Source organism: Streptomyces sp. DSM 120436 (assembly GCF_055778765.1).
This window is the reverse complement of sequence record NZ_JBSKBS010000001.1, coordinates 2,721,483-2,744,681: the sequence shown is the minus strand read 5'-3', so window position 1 is coordinate 2,744,681 and position 23,199 is coordinate 2,721,483. Positions and strand designations below refer to the sequence as shown.

14 protein-coding genes are annotated in these 23,199 nt (G+C 72.6%); 7 read left to right on the top strand and 7 right to left on the bottom strand.

All coding sequences use genetic code 11. The features are described 5' to 3' along the window. Nucleotides 1–78: 78 nt before the first annotated feature. On the top strand, nucleotides 79–1,497 hold the full coding sequence (locus tag ACWH4W_RS12685; RefSeq protein WP_473075844.1) for a maltokinase N-terminal cap-like domain-containing protein: 1,419 nt from the start codon (nucleotides 79–81) through the stop codon (nucleotides 1,495–1,497). Nucleotides 1,498–1,529: 32 nt separating this feature from the next. Further along, entirely contained in the window at nucleotides 1,530–4,244 is a 2,715-nt protein-coding gene (gene glgB, locus ACWH4W_RS12680; protein ID WP_473075843.1) for a 1,4-alpha-glucan branching enzyme, read from the top strand. A gap of 12 nt (nucleotides 4,245–4,256) precedes the next feature. Here the strand turns inward: glgB and ACWH4W_RS12675 are convergent, their stop codons facing one another. From ACWH4W_RS12675 to ACWH4W_RS12660, 4 genes are all read right to left on the bottom strand, one after another. After that, nucleotides 4,257–6,488, bottom strand: coding sequence for a HelD family protein (locus ACWH4W_RS12675; RefSeq protein ID WP_473075842.1), 2,232 nt, complete (start codon nucleotides 6,486–6,488; stop codon nucleotides 4,257–4,259). Between the two features lie 170 nt (nucleotides 6,489–6,658). Next, nucleotides 6,659–6,982: a thioredoxin family protein gene (locus tag ACWH4W_RS12670; protein ID WP_473075841.1), complete on the bottom strand. Its 324-nt coding sequence runs from the start codon at nucleotides 6,980–6,982 to the stop codon at nucleotides 6,659–6,661. Next, nucleotides 6,979–7,407: a MerR family transcriptional regulator gene (locus ACWH4W_RS12665; protein ID WP_473075840.1), complete on the bottom strand. Its 429-nt coding sequence runs from the start codon at nucleotides 7,405–7,407 to the stop codon at nucleotides 6,979–6,981. The genes ACWH4W_RS12670 and ACWH4W_RS12665 overlap by 4 nt, the downstream gene beginning before the upstream one ends. Before the next feature lie 203 nt (nucleotides 7,408–7,610). After that, the gene (locus ACWH4W_RS12660; protein WP_473075839.1) at nucleotides 7,611–9,005 is read right to left on the bottom strand and encodes a cation:dicarboxylate symporter family transporter; all 1,395 of its coding nucleotides are present in this window, start codon (nucleotides 9,003–9,005) and stop codon (nucleotides 7,611–7,613) included. Between the two features lie 155 nt (nucleotides 9,006–9,160). Here ACWH4W_RS12660 and ACWH4W_RS12655 point away from each other — a divergent pair, with 155 nt between their 5' ends. Continuing rightward, the gene (locus ACWH4W_RS12655; RefSeq protein ID WP_473075838.1) at nucleotides 9,161–10,876 is read left to right on the top strand and encodes a sensor histidine kinase; all 1,716 of its coding nucleotides are present in this window, start codon (nucleotides 9,161–9,163) and stop codon (nucleotides 10,874–10,876) included. Beyond that, the gene (locus ACWH4W_RS12650; protein ID WP_473075837.1) at nucleotides 10,873–11,568 is read left to right on the top strand and encodes a response regulator; all 696 of its coding nucleotides are present in this window, start codon (nucleotides 10,873–10,875) and stop codon (nucleotides 11,566–11,568) included. The genes ACWH4W_RS12655 and ACWH4W_RS12650 overlap by 4 nt, the downstream gene beginning before the upstream one ends. Nucleotides 11,569–12,508: 940 nt before the next feature. Here the strand turns inward: ACWH4W_RS12650 and ACWH4W_RS12645 are convergent. Further along, on the bottom strand, nucleotides 12,509–13,534 hold the full coding sequence (locus ACWH4W_RS12645; protein WP_473075836.1) for an ATP-dependent 6-phosphofructokinase: 1,026 nt from the start codon (nucleotides 13,532–13,534) through the stop codon (nucleotides 12,509–12,511). A gap of 223 nt (nucleotides 13,535–13,757) precedes the next feature. Here ACWH4W_RS12645 and pta point away from each other — a divergent pair, with 223 nt between their 5' ends. The 3 genes from pta (at nucleotide 13,758) to pyk (ending at nucleotide 18,617) form a co-directional block, all read left to right on the top strand. Beyond that, nucleotides 13,758–15,854: a phosphate acetyltransferase gene (gene pta / locus ACWH4W_RS12640; protein ID WP_473075835.1), complete on the top strand. Its 2,097-nt coding sequence runs from the start codon at nucleotides 13,758–13,760 to the stop codon at nucleotides 15,852–15,854. 74 nt (nucleotides 15,855–15,928) lie between these two features. Further along, the gene (locus ACWH4W_RS12635; protein ID WP_473077484.1) at nucleotides 15,929–17,116 is read left to right on the top strand and encodes an acetate kinase; all 1,188 of its coding nucleotides are present in this window, start codon (nucleotides 15,929–15,931) and stop codon (nucleotides 17,114–17,116) included. A 73-nt stretch (nucleotides 17,117–17,189) separates the two neighbouring features. Further along, nucleotides 17,190–18,617: a pyruvate kinase gene (gene pyk / locus ACWH4W_RS12630; RefSeq protein ID WP_473075834.1), complete on the top strand. Its 1,428-nt coding sequence runs from the start codon at nucleotides 17,190–17,192 to the stop codon at nucleotides 18,615–18,617. An 85-nt stretch (nucleotides 18,618–18,702) separates the two neighbouring features. On the opposite strand, the gene ACWH4W_RS12625 is transcribed toward pyk, so the two are convergent. Both ACWH4W_RS12625 and ACWH4W_RS12620 read right to left on the bottom strand, forming a co-directional pair. Continuing rightward, entirely contained in the window at nucleotides 18,703–19,092 is a 390-nt protein-coding gene (locus tag ACWH4W_RS12625; protein ID WP_473075833.1) for a hypothetical protein, read from the bottom strand. Between the two features lie 18 nt (nucleotides 19,093–19,110). Further along, nucleotides 19,111–22,929, bottom strand: coding sequence for a cell envelope integrity TolA family protein (locus ACWH4W_RS12620; RefSeq protein ID WP_473075832.1), 3,819 nt, complete (start codon nucleotides 22,927–22,929; stop codon nucleotides 19,111–19,113). Between the last annotated feature and the right edge of the window lie 270 nt (nucleotides 22,930–23,199).

Sequence of the window (23,199 nt, the reverse complement as noted above, 5' to 3'; positions counted from 1 at the left end):
CCGGGGCACGCATGAGTAGCACCCCGCCCACCGGCGGCGCCCCGCGGCGCGCCGACAGAGGGGAAAGGACGCGACGCCATGTCGGAAGCCGTCACACGCACTGTCACGACCCCGCCCGGCCTCCTTGCGTCACTCGATCCACTGTTGCGGGAATGGCTGCCGAGACAGCGCTGGTTCGCCGGCAAGGGGCGCCCGGTGACCGGGTTCGACCTGGTCGCGGCCACCGAGCTGCTGCCGCCCACCGCCAAGCTGGGCCTGTACCACCTGCTGGTGCGCGCCCGTCAGCCGCTCCAGCCCGGCCACGGCGGGTCCGAGCAGCCGGGCGACTGCTACCAGCTGTTCATAGGCGTGCGCGAGGCGCTGCCGCCCCGGCTGGCGCCCGCGCTGATCGGTCATGTGTCGCGGGGCCCCCTGGCCGGACGGACGGTCTACGAGGCCCTGCACGACACCCGGCCCGCCGACCTGCTCCTGGAGGCCCTGCGCACCCGGGCCCGGATCGGCGGGCTTCGTTTCGAGCGCGACCCGCGCCAGGAGATCCGGCCGGGGCTGGTGCCGCGCCTGATGACCGCCGAGCAGTCGAACTCGTCGGTTGTCTACGGCGACACCTACATCCTGAAGCTGCTGCGCCGGGTGATGCCCGGCGTCAACCCCGACCTGGAGCTGCCGCTGGCGCTGGCCCGCGAGGGCTGCTCCCGGGTGCCGCCGCCGACGGCGTGGCTGGTCGCCGACGCCGGGGACGAACCGGGCCCGCCGCACCCGGCCGGGCGTTACGTCCTGGGGGTGCTCCAGCCGTTCGTGCAGGGCGCCACCGACGGCTGGGAGCTGGCGCTGCGGGAGCTGGCCAAGGGGGAGGACTTCGTCGCCGAGGCGCGGGCCCTCGGGCGGGCCACCGCCGAGGTGCACACCGCGCTGGCGCGTGCGCTGCCCACGGTCACCCTGGGTCATGTGCAGATGCGCGCCCTGGCCGACGCCATGACCGAGCGGCTGGAGGCGGCCGTGCACGCGGTGCCCGCGCTGCGGCCGTACGCGGACGATCTGCGCTCGGCGTACACCGCGCTGGACGACCTCGCGGCCGAGGGCCGCACCTGGACCGCCCAGCGGGTCCACGGTGACCTGCACCTCGGGCAGTGCCTGCGCTCCCCGGCCGGCGCCTGGTCGCTGATCGACTTCGAGGGGGAGCCGGCCCGGCCGCTGGCCGAGCGCCGGATGCCGCAGCCGGCCGTGCGGGACGTGGCGGGCATGCTGCGTTCCTTCGACTACGCGGCGCGTACGGCGAATCCGCCGCAGCCGGACTGGGCCGCCCGCTGCCGGGCGGCGTACTGCACCGGGTACGCCGAGGCCGCGGGCCGCGACCCACGCACCGAGCCGGTGCTGCTGCGCGCCTACGAGACCGACAAGGCGGTCTACGAAGCGGTCTACGAGGCCCGGCACCGCCCCGACTGGCTGCCCGTGCCGCTGGCGGCCCTGCACCGGCTCGCCGCGGCCGACCCGACCTGATCCACCCGACCCGCGTCCAGGAGGCTTCCCTCGTGACCCCCCGCCCCGAGTCCAGCGGTTCGCATCCGGAGCAGCCGGCCGACCAGCGGCCTACCGAGCCGCCGGCGCCCGCGCGGAAGGAGCCGGCCGCGCAGCAGCAGCCCGCGGCAGCCGCGGCGAAGAAGACCGTTGCGAAGAAGGCCGCGGCGCGGAAGACGCCCGCGAAGAGGACGGCCGCCGCCGCGGCGAAGACCGCCACGACCGCGAAGGCGACGGTCCAGAAGGCGGCCGCCCAGAAGACGGCGGCGAAGAAGACGGCAGGAAAGAGCCCGGCCGCGAAGAAGACCCCGGGCGGGACGACGGCGCCCGCGGGGCCGACAGCAGTGCCGGCGGCGCCCGCCGGGCCGGCGGCGGCGAGGACCACGCCTGCCGGGACGCCCTCCGCGAAGGCGGCGTCCGCCGGACCGGCGGTTCCGACGGAGACGGCCGGGCGGGAGGCCGCCGAGACCCGTGGGCGGGACACCGCGCGGACGGCACCGGCACCGGCCGAGCGGTCCGCGCCGCCGGAGGCGGAGATCGCCGTCTCCCCCGCCGTGGACTCCGGCGACCGGGAGCGGCTGCTGCACGGGACGCATCACGCCCCGCACTCCGTGCTCGGGGCGCACCCCGTGCCCGGCGGGGTGGCCTTCCGCGCGTTCCGGCCCTACGCGCGGGCGGTGACCGTGGTGTCGGGCGGCATGACCGTCGCCCTGCACGACGACGGCGACGGCTTCTTCTCGGGGCTGCTGCCACTGCGCGAGGTCCCGGCGTACCGGCTGCGCGTCGCGTACGAGGGGACGGAGCTGGAGACGGAGGACGCCTACCGCTTCCTGCCCACGCTGGGCGAGCTGGACCTGCACCTGATCGGCGAGGGCCGGCACGAGGAGCTGTGGACGGTGCTGGGCGCGCACCCGATGACCCACCAGGGGGTGACCGGCACCCGCTTCTCGGTGTGGGCGCCGAACGCGCGCGGGGTGCGGGTGGCGGGCTCGTTCAACTTCTGGGACGGCACCGGCTTCCCGATGCGCTCGCTGGGCTCGACCGGGGTGTGGGAGCTGTTCGTGCCGGGGATCGGCGAGGGCGAGCTGTACAAGTTCGAGATCACCCGACCCGACGGTTCCAAGACGCTGCGCGCCGACCCGATGGCCCGCCGTACCGAGGTCCCCCCGGCCACCTCGTCGATCGTCACGTCGTCGCGGTACGCGTGGGGCGACGCGGAGTGGCTGGAGCGGCGGGCGCGGGTGCCCGCGCACCGGGCGCCGTTCTCCGTCTACGAGGTGCACCTGCCGTCGTGGCGGCCGGGGCTCACCTACCGGCAGCTCGCCGAGCAGCTCCCCGCCTACGTGAAGGACCTGGGCTTCACGCACGTCGAGCTGATGCCGGTCGCGGAGCACCCCTTCGGCGGGTCCTGGGGGTACCAGGTCACCGGGTTCTACGCGCCCACCGCGCGGCTCGGCACCCCGGACGACTTCAAGTACCTGGTGGACGCGCTGCACCGGGCCGGCATCGGCGTGATCATGGACTGGGTGCCCGCGCACTTCCCGCGCGACGAGTGGGCGCTGGCCGAGTTCGACGGCCGCCCGCTGTACGAGCACTCCGATCCGCTGCGCGCCGCGCACCCCGACTGGGGCACCCTGGAGTTCGACTTCGGGCGCCGCGAGGTGCGCAACTTCCTGGTGGCCAACGCGCTGTACTGGTGCGAGGAGTTCCACATCGACGGGCTGCGGGTCGACGCGGTCGCCTCCATGCTCTACCTCGACTACTCGCGCGAGCCGGGCCAGTGGACGCCGAACGAGCACGGCGGCCGGGAGAACCTGGACGCGGTGGCGTTCCTGCAGGAGATGAACGCGACCGTGTACCGCAGGGTGCCGGGGGTCGTGACGATCGCCGAGGAGTCCACCGCCTGGGACGGCGTCACCCGCGCCACCCACCACCGCGGCCCGAGCGGCTTCGGCGGGCTCGGCTTCGGGCTGAAGTGGAACATGGGCTGGATGCACGACTCGCTGCAGTACATGAGCCACGAGCCGGTGCACCGCGCGTACCACCACGGCGAGATGACCTTCTCGATGGTGTACGCGTACAGCGAGAACTACGTGCTGCCGATCTCCCACGACGAGGTCGTGCACGGCAAGCGGTCCCTGGTGTCGAAGATGCCCGGCGACTGGTGGCGGCAGCGCGCCGACCTGCGCGCCTACCTCGGCTTCATGTGGGCCCACCCGGGCAAGCAGCTCCTCTTCATGGGGCAGGAGTTCGCGCAGGGCGCGGAGTGGTCGGAGGCGCACGGCCCGGACTGGTGGCTGCTCGACCCGCACTACGGCGCCGAGGCCGACCACCGCGGCGTGCGGGACCTGGTGCGCGACCTCAACACCGTCTACCGCGCCACCCCGGCGCTGTGGCAGTACGACACCGAGCCGTCCGGCTTCCGCTGGGTGACCGGGGACGCCGCCGACGACAACGTGCTGGCCTTCCTGCGGTACGACGCCGACGGCGCGCCGCTGCTCGCGGTGTCCCACTTCGCCCCCGTGGTCCGGCACGACTACCGCATCGGCGTCCCGGACGACGTGCCCGCCTGGCGCGAGGTCCTGAACACCGACGCGGCCCGCTACGGCGGCTCCGACGTCACCACCCCGGACCCGGTGAAGCCGGAGCCGCAGGGGTGGCACGGCCGGCCGGCGAGCATCCGGCTGACCCTGCCGCCCCTGGCGACGGTGTGGCTGCGCCCGGCCTGACCCGGGCGCGGTCTACCCGAGGGCCTTCGCGAGCGGCTCCGGCAGCGGCTCGGTGTGCAGCACGCCGAGCCGCTGGGTGGCGCGGGTGAGCGCCACGTACAGGTCGCTGGTGCCGTAGCGGCCCGGCTCGACCACCAGGACCGAGTCGAACTCGAGCCCCTTGGCCTGGCGCGGGTCCAGCAGCACCACCCGGTGGGTGAGGTCCGGCTCGGCGCCGGCCGTCACCCCGTCCAGCCGGGCGGCCAGGGCGCGGTGCAGCTCCCGCGGGGCGATGACGGCGAGGCGGCCCTCCCGCGGGGTCAGCTCCGCGACCGCCTCGGCGGTGGCGGCGGGCAGGTCGCCGGTGCGGCGGGCCCATGGCCGCACCCCCGTGGCGCGCACCGAGCCGGGCGGCTCGAAGCCGGGGTGCGCGGCGCGCACCACCGCTGCGGCGACCTCCATGATCTCCGCCGGGGTGCGGTAGTTGACGCCCAGCCGGTGGTGCTCCCAGCGGTCCTCGACGTAGGGGGCGAGGATGCCCTCCCAGGAGCCGACGCCGCCCGCCTCCGAGGTCTGCGCCGGGTCGCCGACGAGGGTCATCGACCGGGTGGGGCTGCGGCGCATCAGCAGTCGCCACGCCATCGGGGACAGCTCCTGCGCCTCGTCGACGATGATGTGGCCGAACGCCCAGGTGCGGTCGGCGGCGGCGCGTTCGGCGGCGCTGCGGTGGTCCTCCTCCTCGTGCCGCTCGGCGAACCGCTCGGCGTCGATGATGTCGTGCGCGGACAGCACCTCGGACGACTCCGGGTCGTCCTCCTCCTTGTCCTCGAACTCGAAGGTCCGGGAGGCGTAGGAGACGTCCAGCACGCCCTGCGCGTAGGCGATCTGCCGCTGCCGCTCACGCTCGGCGCGGTCGCGGGCCAGCCGGTCGTCCTCGCCGAGGAGCTCGGCGGCCTCGTCCAGCAGCGGCACGTCGGAGACGGTCCAGTGCCGGGTGACCGGACGGCGGATCGCGGCGGCGTCCTCGTCGGGGAGGTAGCCCTCCGGGGCGGCGAGGAAGTCGGCGACCAGGCGCTGCGGGGTGATCCGCGGCCACAGCCGGTCGATCGCGGACCACACCTCGGGGTTCTCGGCGAGCTCGTCGCGGATCTGGGTGATGTCGCTCGGGTCGAGCAGGTTGGTCCCGTCGTACGGGTCGGTGCCGATGCGCTCGGCGAGCATGTCGGTGAGCGTGTTGAGGATGTGCCCCTCGAAGTGCTCGCGGGCCACGTTGTGCGGCAGCTTCGTGGCGCGGGTGCGCTCCCGGGCGACGTTCACCAGGCCGTCGTCGAGCATCAGGACCTCGCGGTCGTGCTCGATCGCGATGACCGGGTCGGGCAGTGCCTGCCGGTCGCGCACGAACTCCGCCAGCACGCCGGCCATCTCCGCCCGTCCCTTGACGGCCGCGGCCTCCGGCGTGTCCGTACGGGTGGTCCGCACCCCGGGGAACAGCTCGCCGACGGTCGCGAGGAGCACGCCGGTCTCGCCGAGGCTGGGCAGCACCTCGCCGATGTAGCCGAGGAACGCCGGGTTGGGCCCGACGATCAGCACGGCGCGGCGGGCCAGCAGCTCGCGGTGCTCGTAGAGCAGGAACGCGGCGCGGTGCAGGGCGACGGCGGTCTTGCCGGTGCCGGGGCCGCCCTCGACCACCAGGACGCCCCGGTGCGGGGCGCGGATGATGCGGTCCTGGTCGGCCTGGATGGTGCGGACGATGTCGCCCATGCGGCCGGTCCGCGCGGAGTTCAGGGCGGCGAGCAGCACGGCGTCGCCGGTGGGGTCCTCGTGGCCGGTGCGGGTCTCGTCGCCGAGGTCGAGGATCTCGTCGTGCAGGCCGGTGACCCGGCGGCCCTCGGTGGCGATGTGCCGGCGGCGGCGCAGGCCCATCGGGGTGTGGCCGGTGGCCAGGTAGAAGGGACGGGCCACGTCGGCCCGCCAGTCGATGAGGACCGGGGTGCGCTCGTCGTCGTCGGCGCGCAGGCCGATGCGTCCGATGTGGTGGGTCCGCCCCGAGGCGAGGTCGATCCGGCCGAAGCAAAGGGAGCCGTCCACCGCGTTCAGCGCGGCGAGCAGCCCGGAGCGCTCGGCGACCAGGATGTCCCGCTCCAGCCTGGCCTGCCGGGGGGTGTGGCCCTGGGCGAGGGCGTCCGCCACACCGGCCTCGGCATCGCCCCGCAGGGCGTCCACCCGTGCGTACAGTCCGTCGATGAATTCCTGTTCGTGCCGCAATTCATCGTCCGGAAATTCGGTGTTTGACAATTCCGCTCCCGCCCGGATATACTATGCTCACTGAACTTCTTTCACGACCCCCATGACGAAGTCGTGAATCCACGAATATACGCAAGGAAAACCCCCGGGTGCAATGGCCCGGGGGTTTTCCTCATCTCTGCGGCGGCCGGTCAGAGCACGTCGCCCAGTTCCTCCCGCAGCCGCCGCCCCGGCCGGGCGCCGACCATCGACCGCAGCGGCTCGCCGTCGCGGAAGACGACGAAGGTCGGCATCGACAGCACCTTGTAGGCGTGGGTGGTGGCGGGGTTGTGGTCCACGTTCAGCCGGACCACCTTCAGCCGGCCCTCCTCCGCCGCGGCCAGCTCGCGCAGCACCGGCGCCATCTGCCGGCACGGCGGGCACCAGTCGGCGGTGAACTCCACCAGCACCGGGAGCCCGGCGCCCAGCACCTCCTCCGCGAAGTCCGCGTCGGTCACCTCGGGCACGCCGCTCATCGCGGTCCCCCTCCCCCTTCGCACTTCGGTTCCGGACCTCCCGGGACCGCCGCGTCGGCGGCCAGCGCCGCCCGGGCCGCCTCGGCCCGCGCCAGCTGCCGTCCGACCTTCTCCCGCACCGCGCCCAGCTCGGCGATGAGCGCGTCCAGCTCGTCGAGCTTGCGCCGGTAGACCTGCAGCGAGGCCGGGCAGGAGTCGCCCTCCGGGTGTCCGGCCCGCAGACACTCCAGGAACGGCCGGGTCTCCTCCAGACCGAACCCGAAGTCCTGGAGCGTGCGGATCTGCCGCAGCAGCTTCAGATCGGACTCGTCGTACGTCCGGTATCCGTTTCCCGACCTCCGTGCGGGCAGCAGCCCACGGGACTCGTAGTACCGCAGCGTCCGCGTCGTGGTCCCGGCGCGTGCGGCCAGCTCGCCGATTCGCATGCCGTCGAACGTAAGGCTTGACGTCGGCGTCAGGGCAAGGGCGGGAGGCCGGAGACGCGGGAAGGCCGGGCGGCCGGACTCACGGGGGAGGAGTCCGGCCGCCCGGCGGGAGGCCCTGGAGGGGGGGTGGGCCTCCGGTGACCGGCCGGCCGGGGCGACGGGGGTGCGGCCCGGCCGGCCGGGGTGTGGGGCGCCTGCCCGGGTCAGGCCTTGACGAGTTCCTTCTCGCCGCCGGGCTCGGACGTCTCGGCGGCGTCGTCGCGGCCGGCGTCCTCGTCGTGGTCGTCCAGCAGCGTCCGCTCGTCGAACGGGGCGCGGCCGGCCAGCACCTCGGCGACCCGCTCCTTGTCGATCTCCTTGGTCCAGGTGCCGATCAGCACCGTGGCGATCGCGTTGCCGGCGAAGTTGGTCAGCGCGCGGGCCTCGCTCATGAAGCGGTCGATGCCGACGATCAGGCCGATGCCGTCCACCAGGGCGGGCTTGTGCGACTGCAGGCCGCCGGCCAGGGTCGCCAGGCCGGCGCCGGTGACACCGGCGGCGCCCTTCGAGGCGACCAGCAGGAACAGCAGCAGCGGGATCTGCTCGCCGACCGACATCGGGGTGCCCATGGCGTCGGCGATGAACAGCGAGGCCATGGTCATGTAGATCATGGTGCCGTCGAGGTTGAAGGAGTAGCCGGTCGGGACGGTGATGCCGACCACCGGCTTGCTGACGCCCAGGTGCTCCATCTTCGCGATGAGCCGCGGCAGCGCGGACTCGGAGGAGGAGGTGGACAGGATCAGCAGGAACTCGCGGCCCAGGTACCTGAACAGGCTCCACACGTTCAGGCCCGCGACGAGCTTCAGCATCGCGCCGAGCACCAGGAAGACGAACAGCACACAGGTGATGTAGAAGCCGATCATCAGCACCGCGAGGCTCTTGAGCGCCTCCAGGCCCGCCGAGCCGGTGACCGCGGCCATCGCGCCGAAGGCGCCGACCGGGGCCGCCCACATGATCATGGCGAGGACGCGGAAGACCAGCCGCTGGATGTGCTCGATGCCGCGCAGGACCGGCTGACCGGCGTTGCCCATGGCCTGCAGGGCGAAGCCGCACAGCAGGGCGATCAGCAGGGTCTGCAGCACCTCGCCCTGGGTGAAGGCGGACACGATGGTGGTCGGGATGATGCCGAGCAGGAACTCGGTGGTGTCCTTCGCCTCCGAGTCGATCTGCGCGTGGCCGGTCTCCTTGACGGCGTCGGTGACCGCGAGGCCGGTGCCCGGGTCCAGGATGTTGCCGACGACCAGGCCGATGGCGAGCGCCACCACCGACATGACCATGAAGTAGCCGAGGGCGATGCCGCCCACCGCGCCGACCTTGGCGGCCTTCCGCACGGACCCGATGCCCAGCACGATGGTGCAGAAGATGATCGGCGAGATCATCATCTTGATCAGGTTCACGAAGCCGGTGCCGATCGGCTTCAGCTCGACCGCGAAGTCCGGGGCGACCAGACCGACGGCGATGCCGAGGGCGACCGCGATGATCACCGCGATGTAGAGATAGTGCGTGCGGTCCCGTTTGACCTTGGGTGCGGCAGGTGCCGTATCGGCGGCGCTGGTCACGGCGGCCCTCCTTGACGTCGTCGTCGGCATCACCGGCGTGCGGCTCACGTCCGGGGGATGGTTCGGGGGAACGCGGTGACTATGTCGCGCCTTGTGAGCGTGGTCACCCTTCCGTTCATTTAGTTCACCGCGCGGGTGCGAGGCAGACTGGCGGGGTGCGTATCCCCCTCCCCCGGCCCCGCAGCCTCGCGGGACAGCTCTTCGCCATGCAGGCCGTGCTGCTCACGGTCGTGGTGGCGGGGTACGCGCTGGCCACCTATCTGAGCCACCGCAGCGAGGCCGAGGAGGCCGCGGGACGGCAGGCCACCTCGGTGGCCCGCTCGGTCGCCGACTCACCGTCCGTGCGGGAGGCGATCCGCTCGTCCGACCCGTCGGCCGGGCTCCAGCCGTACGCGCTGGCGGTGGTGCGCGACGCCGACGTGGACTTCGTCACCGTCATGGATCCCCGGGGCATCCGCTGGACCCACCCCGACCCGGACCAGATCGGCCTGCCCTTCCAGGGCCACACGGGCCCGGCCCTCGCGGGGCGTACCTTCACCGAGACCTACACCGGCACGCTCGGCCCGTCGGTGCGGGCCGTCACCCCGGTGCGGGACGGCGACCGGATCGTCGGCCTGGTCAGCGCGGGCATACGGGTCGAGGAGATCGGCCGGCGCGTCCAGGAGCAGCTCGCCGCGCTGCTGGCGGTCGCGGCGGGCGCCCTCGGGCTCGGCGCGGTCGGCACGTACGTGATCAACGCCCGGCTGCGCCGGCACACGCACGGGATGAACGCGACCGAGCTCAGCCACATGCACGACTACCATCAGGCCGCGCTGCACGCCGTGCGCGAGGGTCTGCTGATGCTGGACGGGCAGTACCGGGTGGCGCTGATCAACGACGGCGGCCGGGAGCTGCTCGGGGTGGACCAGGAGGAGGACGTGGTGGGCCGGTCGGTCGCGGAGCTGGGCCTGCCCGGTCCGCTGACGGGCGCGCTGCTCGCCTCCGAGCCCCGGGTCGACGAGGTGCACCTGACGGCCGACCGGGTGCTGGTGGTGAACACCTCCCCGGTCACCGGCGGCCAGCGGCGCGGCTCGGTGGTGACGCTGCGGGACGTGACCGAGCTGCAGGCGCTGATGGGCGAGCTGGACTCGGAGCGGGGCTTCACGCAGGCGCTGCGGTCCCAGGCGCACGAGGCGGCCAACCGGCTGCACACCGTGGTGTCGCTGATCGAGCTGGGCCGCGCCGAGGAGGCCGTGGAGTTCGCCACCGCCGAGCTGGAGCTGGCGCAGGCGCTCACCGACCAGGTGGTGGCGGCGGTGAGCGAGCCGGTGCTGGCGGCGCTGTTGCTGGGCAAGACCGCGCAGGCCAACGAGCGGGGCGTGGAGCTGGTGGTGTCGCCGGACAGCCGCCTGGACGACGGCCTGCTGCCGGACGCCCTGTCCTCCCGCGACCTGGTCACCATCCTCGGCAACCTGATCGACAACGCGGTGGACGCGGCGCAGGGCGGGGTGCGGCCGCGGGTGACGGTGACGGCGCTGACCGAGGAGGACGGCTCGGAGCTGGCCCTGCGGGTCGGCGACACCGGTCCCGGCGTCGACCCGGACCGCACCGAGGAGCTGTTCCGGCTCGGCTACAGCACCAAGCCGTCCGGCCTGGGCGGCCGGGGCCTCGGCCTCGCCCTGGTCCGGCAGGCGGTGTCCCGGCACGGCGGCACCCTCTCGGTGACCTCCGGCGCGGACGGCGGCGCGGTGTTCGACGTGCGCGTCCCGCTGCGGGAGAGGGCCGGTGCGGTCGTGCGCGGTGCGGGCGATGCGGTCGCGCACGGCACGGGCGGGGCAGTCACGCACGGCACAGCCGACGCGGCCGCCCACGGCACGGGCGGGGCCGGATGACCGGGCAGCCCATCAGGGTGCTGGTCGTCGAGGACGACCCGGTCGCCGCCGACGCGCACGTGATGTACGTCGGGCGGGTGCCCGGCTTCGTCGCCGTCGGCACGGCGCACACCGGGGCCGAGGCCCGCCGGGCGCTGGACCGCACCCCCGTCGACCTGCTGCTCCTCGACCTGCACCTGCCCGACGTGCACGGCCTGCGGCTGGCCCGCTCGCTGCGGGCGGCGGGCCATCACGCCGACGTGATCGCGGTGACCTCGGCGCGGGACCTGGCGGTGGTGCGCGAGGGGGTGTCCCTGGGCGTCGTCCAGTACGTGCTGAAGCCCTTCACCTTCGCGACGCTCCGCGACCGGCTGGTGCGCTACGCCGAGTTCCGCGCGGCGGCCGGCGAGGCCAGCGGCCAGGACGAGGTGGACAGGGCATTGGCGGCACTGCGGGCACCGGGACCGGCCGCACTGCCGAAAGGGCTGAGCGGGCCGACGCTGGAGCGGGTGACGGGGGCGCTGCGCGAGGCCGAGGGCGGGCTGACCGCGGCGGGGGTCGCCGAGGCCGTGGGGATATCCCGGATCACGGCCCGGCGGTATCTGGAGCATCTGGTGGAGACGGGGAGGGCCGGGCGGACTCCGGTTTATGGGCAGGTGGGACGGCCGGAGTTGGTTTACCGGTGGGTTCGGGGAGGGGAGAAGAGGCGTTAGGGAGCGGGGGTCTCCAGGGCGGCGCGAGCCCCGGCGGGGCGGTGGGCGTCCTCGTGAACGAAGGCCGGCTCGTGACGGGTTCGCCCCTCGACCGTGCCGGTCCTGAAACGTCCGGCAGGGCCTCGGAGACTCGCCGTACGCCTCGCTCGCCTCCTCCCGCGGCCCCACGTCCCCGCCACCGCACCCGCCCCGAGCACCCGCACCGGATCATGGAACCGCCGCCATCCGCGCTCACTTTCCCGCTCCGTGAGGTGGGCACGGGCCAGGGTCCTCAGAGCCGGCACCGGAGGCTTCTCGGCGCCGGCCGGCGCGGCAACGGCCTTGTTGCTCACCTCGGGCTCCGGCGCGAGGGCGTACAGGCGCTTCAGCGCCACAGCGTCAGTACGCCGACGCCTTCGACGCCGTCTTCCAGGCCGACGACGTGTGGATCCTCCTCGGCCCGCCGCAGGCGCCGAGAGCGAACGCGATCTGCGAGGGAGCGGTGGGCGCCCTCCGGCGCGAGTTCCTGGACCGGGCCCGAGCTGCAACGAGGCACGTGCCCGGACGCACTGCAACCAGCGCTGCCTCCGCCAGTCCCGGCGGCAACTCGACGGGCGCCCGGGCCGTGTCCCGTGGGAGCCGGAGGGCGACGTCGCCGTGGACGGTGGACAGGTGCAGGACGGTGTCGTCCTGCCGTCGCGACGCCGACGGCGTCGAGGTCGACGGCAGGACGACGTACGGGTTCCGCACGTCGCCGTACGACGGCAGGCACGGCGACGACGGCTGGTCGGCGTGGAGGACCTTCTCCGTCGCCGGGAGCACCGCGCTTCGGACAGCGGGTCGGGGGAGCCGTCAGGAGCACCGGAATCGGTTGTCGGCCTCGTCGAGGCACGGGACCGCCCGCCCGCCGCCCCGGCCGGAGCGGCGGGCGGGCAAGGACGACGGCCGGTGAGGGGACCGCCTAGAAGACCGACTCCGCCTCGTCCATGCGGTCCCTCGGGACCGTCTTCAGTTCCGTGACCGCCTCCGCGAGCGGGACCATCACGATGTCCGTGCCGCGCAGGGCGGTCATCTTGCCGAACTCGCCCCGGTGGGCGGCCTCCACCGCGTGCCAGCCGAAGCGGGTGGCGAGGACGCGGTCGTACGCGGTGGGCACGCCGCCGCGCTGGACGTGGCCCAGGATGACCGGCTTGGCCTCCTTGCCGAGGCGCCGCTCCAGCTCGTACGCCAGGGCCGTGCCGATGCCCTGGAAGCGCTCGTGGCCGAACTTGTCGATCTCGCCCTTGCCGTAGTCCATGGTGCCCTCGGCCGGGTGGGCTCCCTCGGCGACGCAGATGACCGCGAACTTCTTGCCCCGGTCGAAGCGCTCCTCGACCATCTTGACCAGCTGGGCCGGGTCGAAGGGCCGCTCGGGCAGGCAGATGCCGTGGGCGCCGGCCGCCATGCCGGACTCCAGGGCGATCCAGCCCGCGTGCCGCCCCATCACCTCGACGACCATCACCCGCTGGTGCGACTCGGCGGTGGTCTTCAGGCGGTCCATCGCCTCGGTGGCGACGCCGACGGCGGTGTCGAAGCCGAAGGTGCGGTCCGTGGAGGAGATGTCGTTGTCGATCGTCTTCGGGACGCCGACCACCGGCAGACCGGCGTCGGACAGCATCCGCGCCGCCGTCAGCGTGCCCTCGCCGCCGATCGGGATCAGCGCGTCGATGCCGAACTGGTGGATCATGTCGGAGGCGTTCTCGCAGGCCTCGCGCAGCCGGTCGCGCTCCAGCCGGGAGGAGCCCAGTATGGTCCCGCCGCGGGCCAGGATGCCGCTGACCGCGTTGAGGTCCAGCGTGCGGTAGCGGCCGTCGAGCAGGCCGGAGTAGCCGTCCTCGAAGCCGATGACCTCGTCGCCGTAGTTGTCCACCGCCCGGTGCACGACCGACCGGATCACTGCGTTCAGCCCAGGGCAGTCGCCGCCTGCGGTGAGGACTCCTATACGCATCGTGATGTGTCTCCTGGTCGCTGTCGATACCGGTGAGCCACTGCCGATTGTTTCACGTCCTCCGGAGCGCCGCCGACGGCCGGATGCGCGGGCACCTAAACCAGCGCCGCGGGTATTGTCAAGAGGGATCCACTCACCTGTGTGGGCGGTTTCAAGGCCCTGCCGTTGCCTTGCGGCCTCGACGAGGTCGTCTGTGCGGCCCCCGACGAAACGGAGAGCGCGCGTGACCCGCAGCGTGTACGTGACCGGCATCGACCGCGGCGACGGCCGCCAGGTCGTCGAACTCGGGGTCATGGAGCTGCTGACCCGGCAGGTCGACCGGGTGGGCGTGTTCCGTCCCCTGGTGCACGACGGGCCCGACCGGCTCTTCGAACTGCTGCGCGCCCGCTACCGGCTCTCCCAGGACCCCTCGACCGTCTACGGCATGGACTACGCCGAGGCCGGCTCGCTCCAGGCGGAGCGCGGCACCGACGAGCTGGTGTCCACCCTGGTCGACCGGTTCCACCTGGTGGCCCGCGACTACGACGTGGTGCTGGTGCTGGGCACCGACTACGCGGACACGCAGTTCCCCGACGAGCTGTCCCTGAACGCCCGCCTCGCCAACGAGTTCGGCGCCTCGGTGATCCCCGTGGTCGGCGGTCGGAGGCAGACCGCCGAGTCCGTGCGCGCGGAGACCCGCAACGCCTACCGCGCCTACGACACCCTCGGCTGCGACGTGCTGGCGATGGTGGTCAACCGGGTGGCGCGCGAGGACCGGGACGAGATCGCCGAGCGGCTCGCCTCCCGGCTGCCCGTGCCCTGCTACGTGCTGCCCGACGAGCCCGCGCTGTCCGCGCCCACGGTGTCCCAGATCGCCCACACCCTGGGGGCGAAGGTGGTGCTCGGCGACGACTCCGGGCTCGCCCGCGACGCCCTGGACTTCGTCTTCGGCGGCGCGATGCTGCCCAACCTGCTCGCCGCGTTGACCCCGGGCTGCCTGGTGGTGACCCCGGGCGACCGGGGCGACCTGGTGGTGGGCGCGCTGGCCGCGCACAACGCCGGCACCCCGCCGATAGCCGGGGTGCTGCTGACCCTGGACGAGGTGCCCGGCGAGCGCGTCCTCGCCCTCGCCGACCGGCTGGCGCCCGGCACGCCGGTGCTGTCGGTGCCGGGCAACAGCTTCCCCACCGCCGAGCAGCTGTTCTCCCTGGAGGGCAAGCTGAACGCGGCCACCCCGCGCAAGGCGGAACGGGCGCTCGGCCTGTTCGAGCGGTACACCGACACCGCCGAGCTCACCCGCCAGGTGTCCGCGCCCAGCGGCGGCCGCGTCACTCCGATGATGTTCGAGCACAAGCTGCTCGAACAGGCACGCTCCGACCTGCGCCGGGTGGTGCTCCCGGAGGGCGCCGAGGAGCGGGTGCTGCACGCGGCGGAGGTGCTGCTGCGCCGGGGCGTGTGCGAGCTGACCCTGCTCGGCGACGTCGACCAGATCCGCAAGAAGGCCGCCGACCTGGGCATCGACCTGGGCGGCACCCAGCTGATCGACCCGGCCGTCTCCGAGCTGCGCGACTCCTTCGCGGAGAAGTACGCGGCGCTGCGCGCCCACCGGGGCGTCACCGTGGAGCTGGCGTACGACGTGGTGTCCGACGTGAACTACTTCGGCACGCTGATGGTCGAGGAGGGCTTCGCCGACGGCATGGTGTCCGGCTCGGTGCACTCCACGGCGGCGACCATCCGCCCGGCCTTCGAGATCATCAAGACCCGCCCGGACGCGGACATCGTCTCGTCGGTGTTCTTCATGTGCCTCGCCGACAAGGTGCTGGTGTACGGCGACTGCGCGGTCAACCCGGATCCGGACGCCGAGCAGCTCGCCGACATCGCGGTGCAGTCGGCGGCCACCGCGGCGCGGTTCGGGGTGGAGCCGCGGATCGCGATGCTGTCGTACTCGACGGGCACCTCCGGCTCCGGCGCCGACGTGGACAAGGTGCGCACCGCGACCGCGCTGGTGCGCGAACGCCGGCCGGACCTGCGCGTCGAGGGGCCGATCCAGTACGACGCGGCCGTGGAGCCGTCGGTCGCGGCGACCAAGCTGCCCGGATCCGAGGTGGCCGGCCAGGCGACCGTGCTGGTCTTCCCCGACCTGAACACCGGCAACAACACCTACAAGGCCGTGCAGCGCTCGGCCGGCGCGATCGCCGTCGGCCCGGTCCTCCAGGGCCTGCGCAAGCCGGTCAACGACCTGTCCCGGGGCGCCCTGGTGCAGGACATCGTCAACACCGTCGCGATCACCGCGATCCAGGCCCAGTCCCCGGCCCCGAGCGAGAAGGCAGCCGCCCAGTGAGTCCCGCCCGCCCGTCTCCCGCCACCACCCCGTCCGACGAGCCGCGCCCGGCCCCTCCCGCCCGCGTCCTCGTCCTGAACTCCGGCTCCTCGTCGGTGAAGTACCAGCTGCTGGACATGAGCGACAGCAGCCGGCTGGCCTCCGGTCTCGTCGAGCGGATCGGCGAGCGGACCTCGCTGGTGCGCCACACCCCGCTGGCGTCCGGCGGGGAGCCCCGGGAGCGGACCGGGCCGGTCGCCGACCACGACGCCGCGCTGAAGGCGATGGCCGAGGAGCTGGCCGCCGACGGCCTGGGCCTGGACTCCCCCGAACTGCTCGCGATCGGCCACCGGGTGGTGCACGGCGGCAAGCACTTCACCGAGCCGACGGTGATCGACGAGCGGGTGCTCGCCGAGATCGAGCGGCTGATCCCGGTGGCGCCGCTGCACAACCCGGCCAACCTCACCGGCATCCGCACGGCGACGGCGCTGCGCCCGGACCTGCCGCAGGTCGCCGTGTTCGACACCGCGTTCCACACCACGATGCCGGAGTCGGCGGCCCGCTACGCGATCGACGTGGAGACCGCCGACGCGCACCGGGTGCGCCGCTACGGCTTCCACGGCACCTCGCACGCGTACGTCTCCCGGGCCACGGCGCGGCTGCTGGGGAAGGCGCCCGAGGAGGTGAACGTGATCGTGCTGCACCTGGGCAACGGGGCGTCCGCCTCGGCCGTGCGGGCGGGCCGCTGCGTGGACACCTCCATGGGGCTCACCCCCTTGGAGGGGCTCGTGATGGGTACGCGGTCCGGTGACATGGACCCGGCCGTCATCTTCCATCTGATGCGCGTCGGCGGAATGTCCGCCGACGACGTCGACACCCTTCTGAACAAGAAGAGCGGGCTGGTCGGCCTGTGCGGGGACAACGACATGCGGGAGATCCGGCGCCGGATCTCCGCGGGCGACGAACGGGCGCGCCTCGCCTTCGACATCTACATTCACCGTCTGAGGAAGTACATCGGCGCCTATTACGCCGTGCTCGGGCGGGTGGACGCGGTGGCCTTCACCGCCGGAATCGGCGAGAACTCCGCCGAGGTGCGCGAGGCCGCCGTGGCGGGCCTGGAGGGGCTGGGCCTCGCGGTGGACGGCGAGCGCAACGCCGTCCGCGGCGGCGGGGCGCGGCTGATCTCGCCCGAGGGGGCACGGGTGGCGGTCGCGGTGGTACCCACGGACGAGGAAATGGAGATCGCACAGCAGACCTACGCACTGGTCGGAAAGGACAACTGAGCAGCGGGAACCTCATGTGTTCATTCCGCCAGACGGAATATTCCGGAGCGAAACAAACCGATAGGATCGCCCCATGCGCCGTTCGAAAATCGTCTGTACTCTCGGCCCCGCGGTCGACTCCCACGAGCAGCTCGTCGCTCTGATCGAAGCCGGCATGAACGTGGCCCGCTTCAACTTCAGCCACGGCTCGCACGCCGAGCACCAGGGCCGGTACGACCGGGTCCGGGCCGCCGCCAAGGAGACGGGCCGGGCCATCGGCGTCCTCGCCGACCTCCAGGGCCCGAAGATCCGCCTGGAGACCTTCGCCGAGGGCCCCGTCGAGCTGGTGCGCGGTGACGAGTTCACCATCACCACCGAGGACGTCCCCGGTGACAGGACGATCTGCGGGACCACCTACAAGGGCCTCCCCGGCGACGTCTCCCGCGGCGACCAGATCCTCATCAACGACGGCAACGTCGAGCTGAAGGTGGTCGACGTCGAGGGCGCCCGGGTGAAGACGATCGTCATCGAGGGCGGCGTCATCTCCGACCACAAGGGCATCAACCTGCCCGGCGCGGCCGTGAACGTGCCGGCGCTGTCCGAGAAGGACGTCGAGGACCTGCGGTTCGCCCTGCGGATGGGCTGCGACCTGGTCGCCCTGTCCTTCGTCCGGGACGCCAAGGACGTCGCCGACGTCCACCGCGTGATGGACGAGGAGGGCCGCCGCGTCCCCGTCATCGCCAAGGTGGAGAAGCCGCAGGCGGTGGAGAACATGGAGGCCGTCGTGATGGCGTTCGACGGCGTGATGGTCGCCCGCGGCGACCTGGCCGTCGAGTACCCGCTCGAGAAGGTCCCCATGGTGCAGAAGCGCCTGATCGAGCTGTGCCGGCGCAACGCCAAGCCGGTGATCGTGGCGACCCAGATGATGGAGTCGATGATCACCAACTCCCGCCCGACCCGCGCCGAGGCCTCCGACGTGGCCAACGCGATCCTGGACGGCGCCGACGCGGTCATGCTGTCCGCCGAGTCCAGCGTGGGCGCGTACCCGATCGAGACCGTGCGGACGATGTCGAAGATCGTCCAGGCGGCCGAGCAGGAGCTGCTGTCCAAGGGCCTGCAGCCGCTGGTGCCCGGCAAGAAGCCGCGCACGCAGGGCGGTTCGGTGGCCCGCGCGGCCTGCGAGATCGCCGACTTCCTCGGCGGCAAGGGCCTGGTGGCCTTCACCCAGTCCGGCGACACGGCCCGCCGGCTGTGCCGCTACCGCGTCGCGCAGCCGATCCTGGCGTTCACCACGGACGAGTCGACCCGCAACCAGCTCGCGCTGAGCTGGGGCGTGGAGCCGTACGTGGTGCCGTTCGTCAACAGCACCGACGAGATGGTCGCGCTGGTGGAGCAGGAGCTGGTCCGGCTCAGCCGGTTCAACGAGGGCGACATCGTGGTGATCACCGCCGGCTCCCCGCCCGGCGTCCCCGGCACCACCAACATGGTCCGCGTCCACCACCTCGGCGAGGCGACCGCCTGACCCGGCACCCGCTGCACGCCCGAGGGCGCCCCTCGCTTCGCGGCGGGGGGCGCCCTCTGTGTGTGTCAGTGCCTCACGGCGGGATTCACGCCTGACCGGCCGCCTGGAGGAGCGCGGACGCCAGGGCGTCGAAGTTCTCCCGGTAGAAGCCCGTACGGATGTGGAAGGGCTCCTGCGCGAAAAGGCCTCCGCGCTCGACGAACAGGGTGGGCGCGGCGGTCAGCGCGCTGTGCACCATGTGGAGTTCCGCCACGGAGAACCGAACGTCACGCGCCTCGGCGTGCGGCCCGGCCAGGCGTTCCAGGACGGCGTCGACCGCCGCCCCGCCCGCGCCGACCAGCAAGGTCAGCGCCGCGTCGCCGGATTCCCGCTCGCGCAGACAGCTCAGCGCCTCGTGCATCGCCGACGCCTGGGAGGACGCCAGCCGGGCGACGAACACGTCCCCGTCGCGGGTCAGCCTCAACTGTGTTCGCACAGTCTCTCCTCCCGTGGCTCAGAGAGCCTCGTAGCGGCCACCGTTGTGGAAGGTCTCCCACCTCATCTTGTAGGCGTGGATGCGGTGGGGCTGAAGGATGATGATCAAACCCTTGTCCTCATCGTAGGCCACGGGATTCTGGGTCCTGGTGTCGATGTGGGTTTGCTTGCCCCGCCACTTCTTGAAGTACTCGGCCATGTCCTTCAAATTGCGGTTGATGCCCGGCAGGGCATGGTCCGCGGCGTGCTGGGCGTTGTTGCTGGCCATCCGCATCCACTGGTACTCGACGCCGTCCGCGACATCGGAGCCGTACTTCTTCTCGATGTCCGCCAGAACCTCGTACGGCAGGTCCTGCGACAGGTTGAAGTCGCAAAGGTCCAAGTCGATTTCGTCGTCACCGGAAGCCGCGACCGTCGACGCCTTCGCGAAGGAGACCGTACGCACCGCGGAGGCGGTCGCCGCGGGCTTCTTCTCACAGGACGGGAGCTCCGGCTCCTTCTTCGCCTTGTCGGCCAGCTTGCGGAGCTTGTCGAGGGTCTTTTTGGCCTTCGCCGACTTCTCGAAGAACCCGACGACGCCCGAGGCGATCCGGACGATCGCCTTGCCCACCCCGACGATCTTGCTGGCCGGGACGGCCTTCGCCAGCGTCCACAGGCACGCCTCGACATCACCCTTGGTGAGACAGTTCTTGAGGTCGGTCCAGCCGATCTCGTCGAGGAGGATCTGGCCGCCGTTCTGCTTGACCCATTCGAGCAGGCTCAGCGAGGCCAGGGCGAGCGCGGACCGGTACTCGTCCACGCACTCCTGCCCGCACATGCGCAGCAGGGCGGCCTCCTCGTCGGAGGACAGGCCCGGACCGGGGTCGGGGCCCTGCTCGGCATACTCCTTGCGGAGTTCCTCCAGCCGCTTGCGCTCCTCCTCCTCGGCGCGGGTGGCGGCAGCGTCAGCCTCCTTGGCAGCGGCGTCCGCGTTGGACGCCGCCTCCTCGGCCTTGCCCGCGTCCGACTCGGCGCGCGTCGCGACCTTGTCTGCCGCCGAGGCGTCGTTCTCGGCGATGGTGGCGGCGGAGCGGGCGCTCGTCGCGTCCTTCTCGGCCGCCGTGGCGTCGCGGTCGGCCTGGGCGGCGGCCGATTCGGCGTCGTTCGCGGCGGAGTTCGCCCAGAACGCGTCGGTGCCCGCCTGCTGGTCGTACTTCTGGGCGTTCGCGTCGGCCTTCGCCGCCGCCGCCGCGTCGGTCGCCGCCGCCGTGGCGGAGGCGTTGGCCGCAGCGGCCGACGCGACTGCCTGTACGGCGTAGTCCGCGGCGTCGGCCGCCGCCTGCAGGGCGATCTTCGCGTCGCCGGCGGCCTTCTCGGCGAGCGCTTTGGCCTGCGCCGCCGCCTTCTTCGCCTCGTCCGACTTGGCCTTGGCAGCGCTGGCCTGCTGTTCGGCCATCGTCTTGGCCGTCTGCCCAATCAGTACCGCGTACGCCGCCGAGGTGTCGCTCTCGCGGTACGGGGAGCCAATGGTGACCGCCTCGTCACCCGCCTTGGTCGCGGCGTTCGAGGCATCCCGGGCGCCCTGCGCGTACTGAGCTGTGGCGAGCGCGTACCCGGCGGTCTTTGCCGCCCACGCCGCCGTCTTGGCGGCCTCGGCCACCGCCGCGGTGGCCTCCTTGCGCGCGGTGATCGCGGCGGCCTGGGCGTCCTTCGCCTTGGCGTCCGCCTTCTTGGCCTTGTCCTTGGCGGACTGGGACGCGTCGATCGCCTCGGCCGCCGCGGCGTGCGCGGTCGCGGCCGCCGCCTGGGTCTTGGTGTACGCCGCCTGGGCCGACGCCGCCGCGGACCTGGAACGCTCGGCCGCGCCCTGTGCACGGGTCGCCGCCGCACGGGCGTTCACCGCCGCCGTGGTGGCCTCGTTCGCCGCGGTACGGGCCCGGGTAGCGGCGCCGGCCGCCTCGGTGGCGGCGCTACGTGCCTCGTTGGCCGCCTGCCGGGTCTCGCCTGCGGCCGCGGTGCCCTCGGCAGCGGCCGCAGCCGACTCCAGAGCAGCCGCCCGGGAGGCGGTCGCCTGCTTCTCGCGTTCGGCCTTGACCGCCACGTTGCGTGCCGCGTAGGCCCGCCGTTCGGCGTCCAGAGCCGCTGCCAGCTTTTGCGTGGCCGTCGAACCCGCGGCCTCCGCGGCCGTCCGCGCCGTCCTGGCCTTGTCGGCCTCACCCTTCGCCCGCTGCTCGGCCGCGTCGGCCTTCTTGCGTTCGCTCGCCGCGGTGTCACTCTCGCGCTCGGCCGTGGCCTTCTCGGCCTCCGCGATACCGCGCTGCCGCTTCGCCTCGGCGGCCTGGTCCTTGGCCGTCTGCTCCGCCTTCTCGGCGGTCGCCCGGGCCTTCTTCGCGGTGGCGGCATCGGCCGCGGCTCCGGCGGCCAGCTTGGCGGCGGATTCGGCGGCCGCCTTCGCCTGGGCCTTGGCCTCCAGCGCGGCCACCTTGCGGAACTCCGTGTTCAACGCGTGCGTCTGGGTCTTCGCGAGCGCCAGCAGCGTCTGCGAGTCGGCCACGGTTGCCTTCGCCGCGTTGGACGCCGTCAGTGTCGCCTTGGCCGCCGCCTGGGCCGCCGCGGACGACGCCTTGGCGGCCTGTACGGACTGCTGCGCGTATAGCAGACCCCGCCCGCGCGGCAGCTTCGCGGCGTCGGCGATCGCCCACGCCTTCGCCTGCTCGGCGCCCGCAGTGTCCGCCGCCGTCTTGGCCCGGCCGGCCGCCGCGTTCGCCACGGACACCTGCGCGGCGGCCTTGCTCTTCGCGGCGTTCAGGTCCGTCGTTGCCTTGGTGAACTGAGTCTTCGACGGGTAGTTGACGGACTCCTTGTGCGCGGCCCAGTACTTCTGCCAGTACAGGATCTGGTCCGCCTGCCAGGCCTGCCGGACCGCCTCGATCATCGCGCCCGTGGCGACCCGGGTCTCCTTCGACGCGGTGGACTCGGCGGCGACGATCGCCTTGCGCTGCTCGGCCTGGCCGGCGTACTCCGCCTCCCACTCCGTGTACGCCTGCGTGACCGGGCCGGTCAGTACCCGGTAGTGGTCGATGGGGTTGTTGCTGTCGCAGGACGCCCAGGCCGTCTTGAGCGCCTCGACCTCGTTGCGGAACTCCAGCGAGTCGGTCTCGGGGGCCTTGGTGGGGAAGCCGCCGAACCGTAGGAAAGTGGCGACGTCGTTGGCGGAGGAGTAGCCCAGGTTGCTCGTGTCGAGCAGTTCTCGTCCGGCGACGTCTTTGTAGGCGCCGGCCCACGCATCGTCACCGGTGTCGAACGCGTCGAGCACCTTGCGGGCCTGGTCCAGCGACGCTGTGCCGGGCCTCGGGGTCGGGTTCTCCCAGGCCTTGTCGTACAGGTCGCGCTGGGTGCCGAGGGTGAAGGCGACGACGTCCTTGCCGAAGTCGGGCGCGTGGTATTCCCGTCCGCCCCAGTAGTTCACCGACGCATAGGGCTTGTTGGCCGTGTTCAACGTGTCCTGGCGGTCACGGTTCGTCTTCCAGTCCGCCAGGCCCGCGTCCAGGTCGCGCCGGTGGGCCTCGCCCAGTTCACCCAGGGTCCAGTTGGCCACGACCGTACGCAGTCCGGCGTCCGGACCGGCGAGCTTGCCCGCCGCGTACGTCTTCATCTCGGGCCCGCCGAAGTGCACCGCCCGCGCCACTTGGCAGCGGTCCATACGGGCCTGGGCGCCCAGGCTGATCCGGAGGGTGCGCTCGTACAGGTTGGTTGGGTTGTCGCCCGGTTCGTCGGCGAACGCGGGGGCGGCGCCGACGAGTCCGCCGAGCACGGCGGTGGCGGTCGCAAGAGCGACAGCCGTGAACCCCTTCCGCACGCCGGAAAACTGGGGCCTTCTCTGTGGTCTTCGTGTTGTTCGCACGTCGATTCCTGCCTGGGTGGTCAGTCCGATGGTCGGTCTCGTCCGCACAGGAAAAAGGCACGACGAATCGTCGGCGAGCCTGTTAGTCGTTCAGATGGCGCGCCGAGCGAAAAAGGCAAGAACAGGAAAGTGGGAGAATTCCCGTTGTCCGCGTGCGGTCAACACGCGTCCCCCCGTGCCCCCCTCCCCAAGAGGACACGATCATCATGACAGAGGGAAATGCGC

What these genes read in the sequence shown, in the direction of transcription:
- ACWH4W_RS12685 (WP_473075844.1), top strand. Translation starts at nt 79, where the DNA reads ATGTCGGAAGCCGTCACACGCACTGTCACGACCCCGCCCGGCCTCCTT.
- ACWH4W_RS12670 (WP_473075841.1), bottom strand. Translation starts at nt 6,982, where the DNA reads ATGAGCGGCGTGCCCGAGGTGACCGACGCGGACTTCGCGGAGGAGGTG.
- ACWH4W_RS12665 (WP_473075840.1), bottom strand. Translation starts at nt 7,407, where the DNA reads ATGCGAATCGGCGAGCTGGCCGCACGCGCCGGGACCACGACGCGGACG.
- ACWH4W_RS12650 (WP_473075837.1), top strand. Translation starts at nt 10,873, where the DNA reads ATGACCGGGCAGCCCATCAGGGTGCTGGTCGTCGAGGACGACCCGGTC.
- ACWH4W_RS12645 (WP_473075836.1), bottom strand. Translation starts at nt 13,534, where the DNA reads ATGCGTATAGGAGTCCTCACCGCAGGCGGCGACTGCCCTGGGCTGAAC.
- pyk (WP_473075834.1), top strand. Translation starts at nt 17,190, where the DNA reads ATGCGCCGTTCGAAAATCGTCTGTACTCTCGGCCCCGCGGTCGACTCC.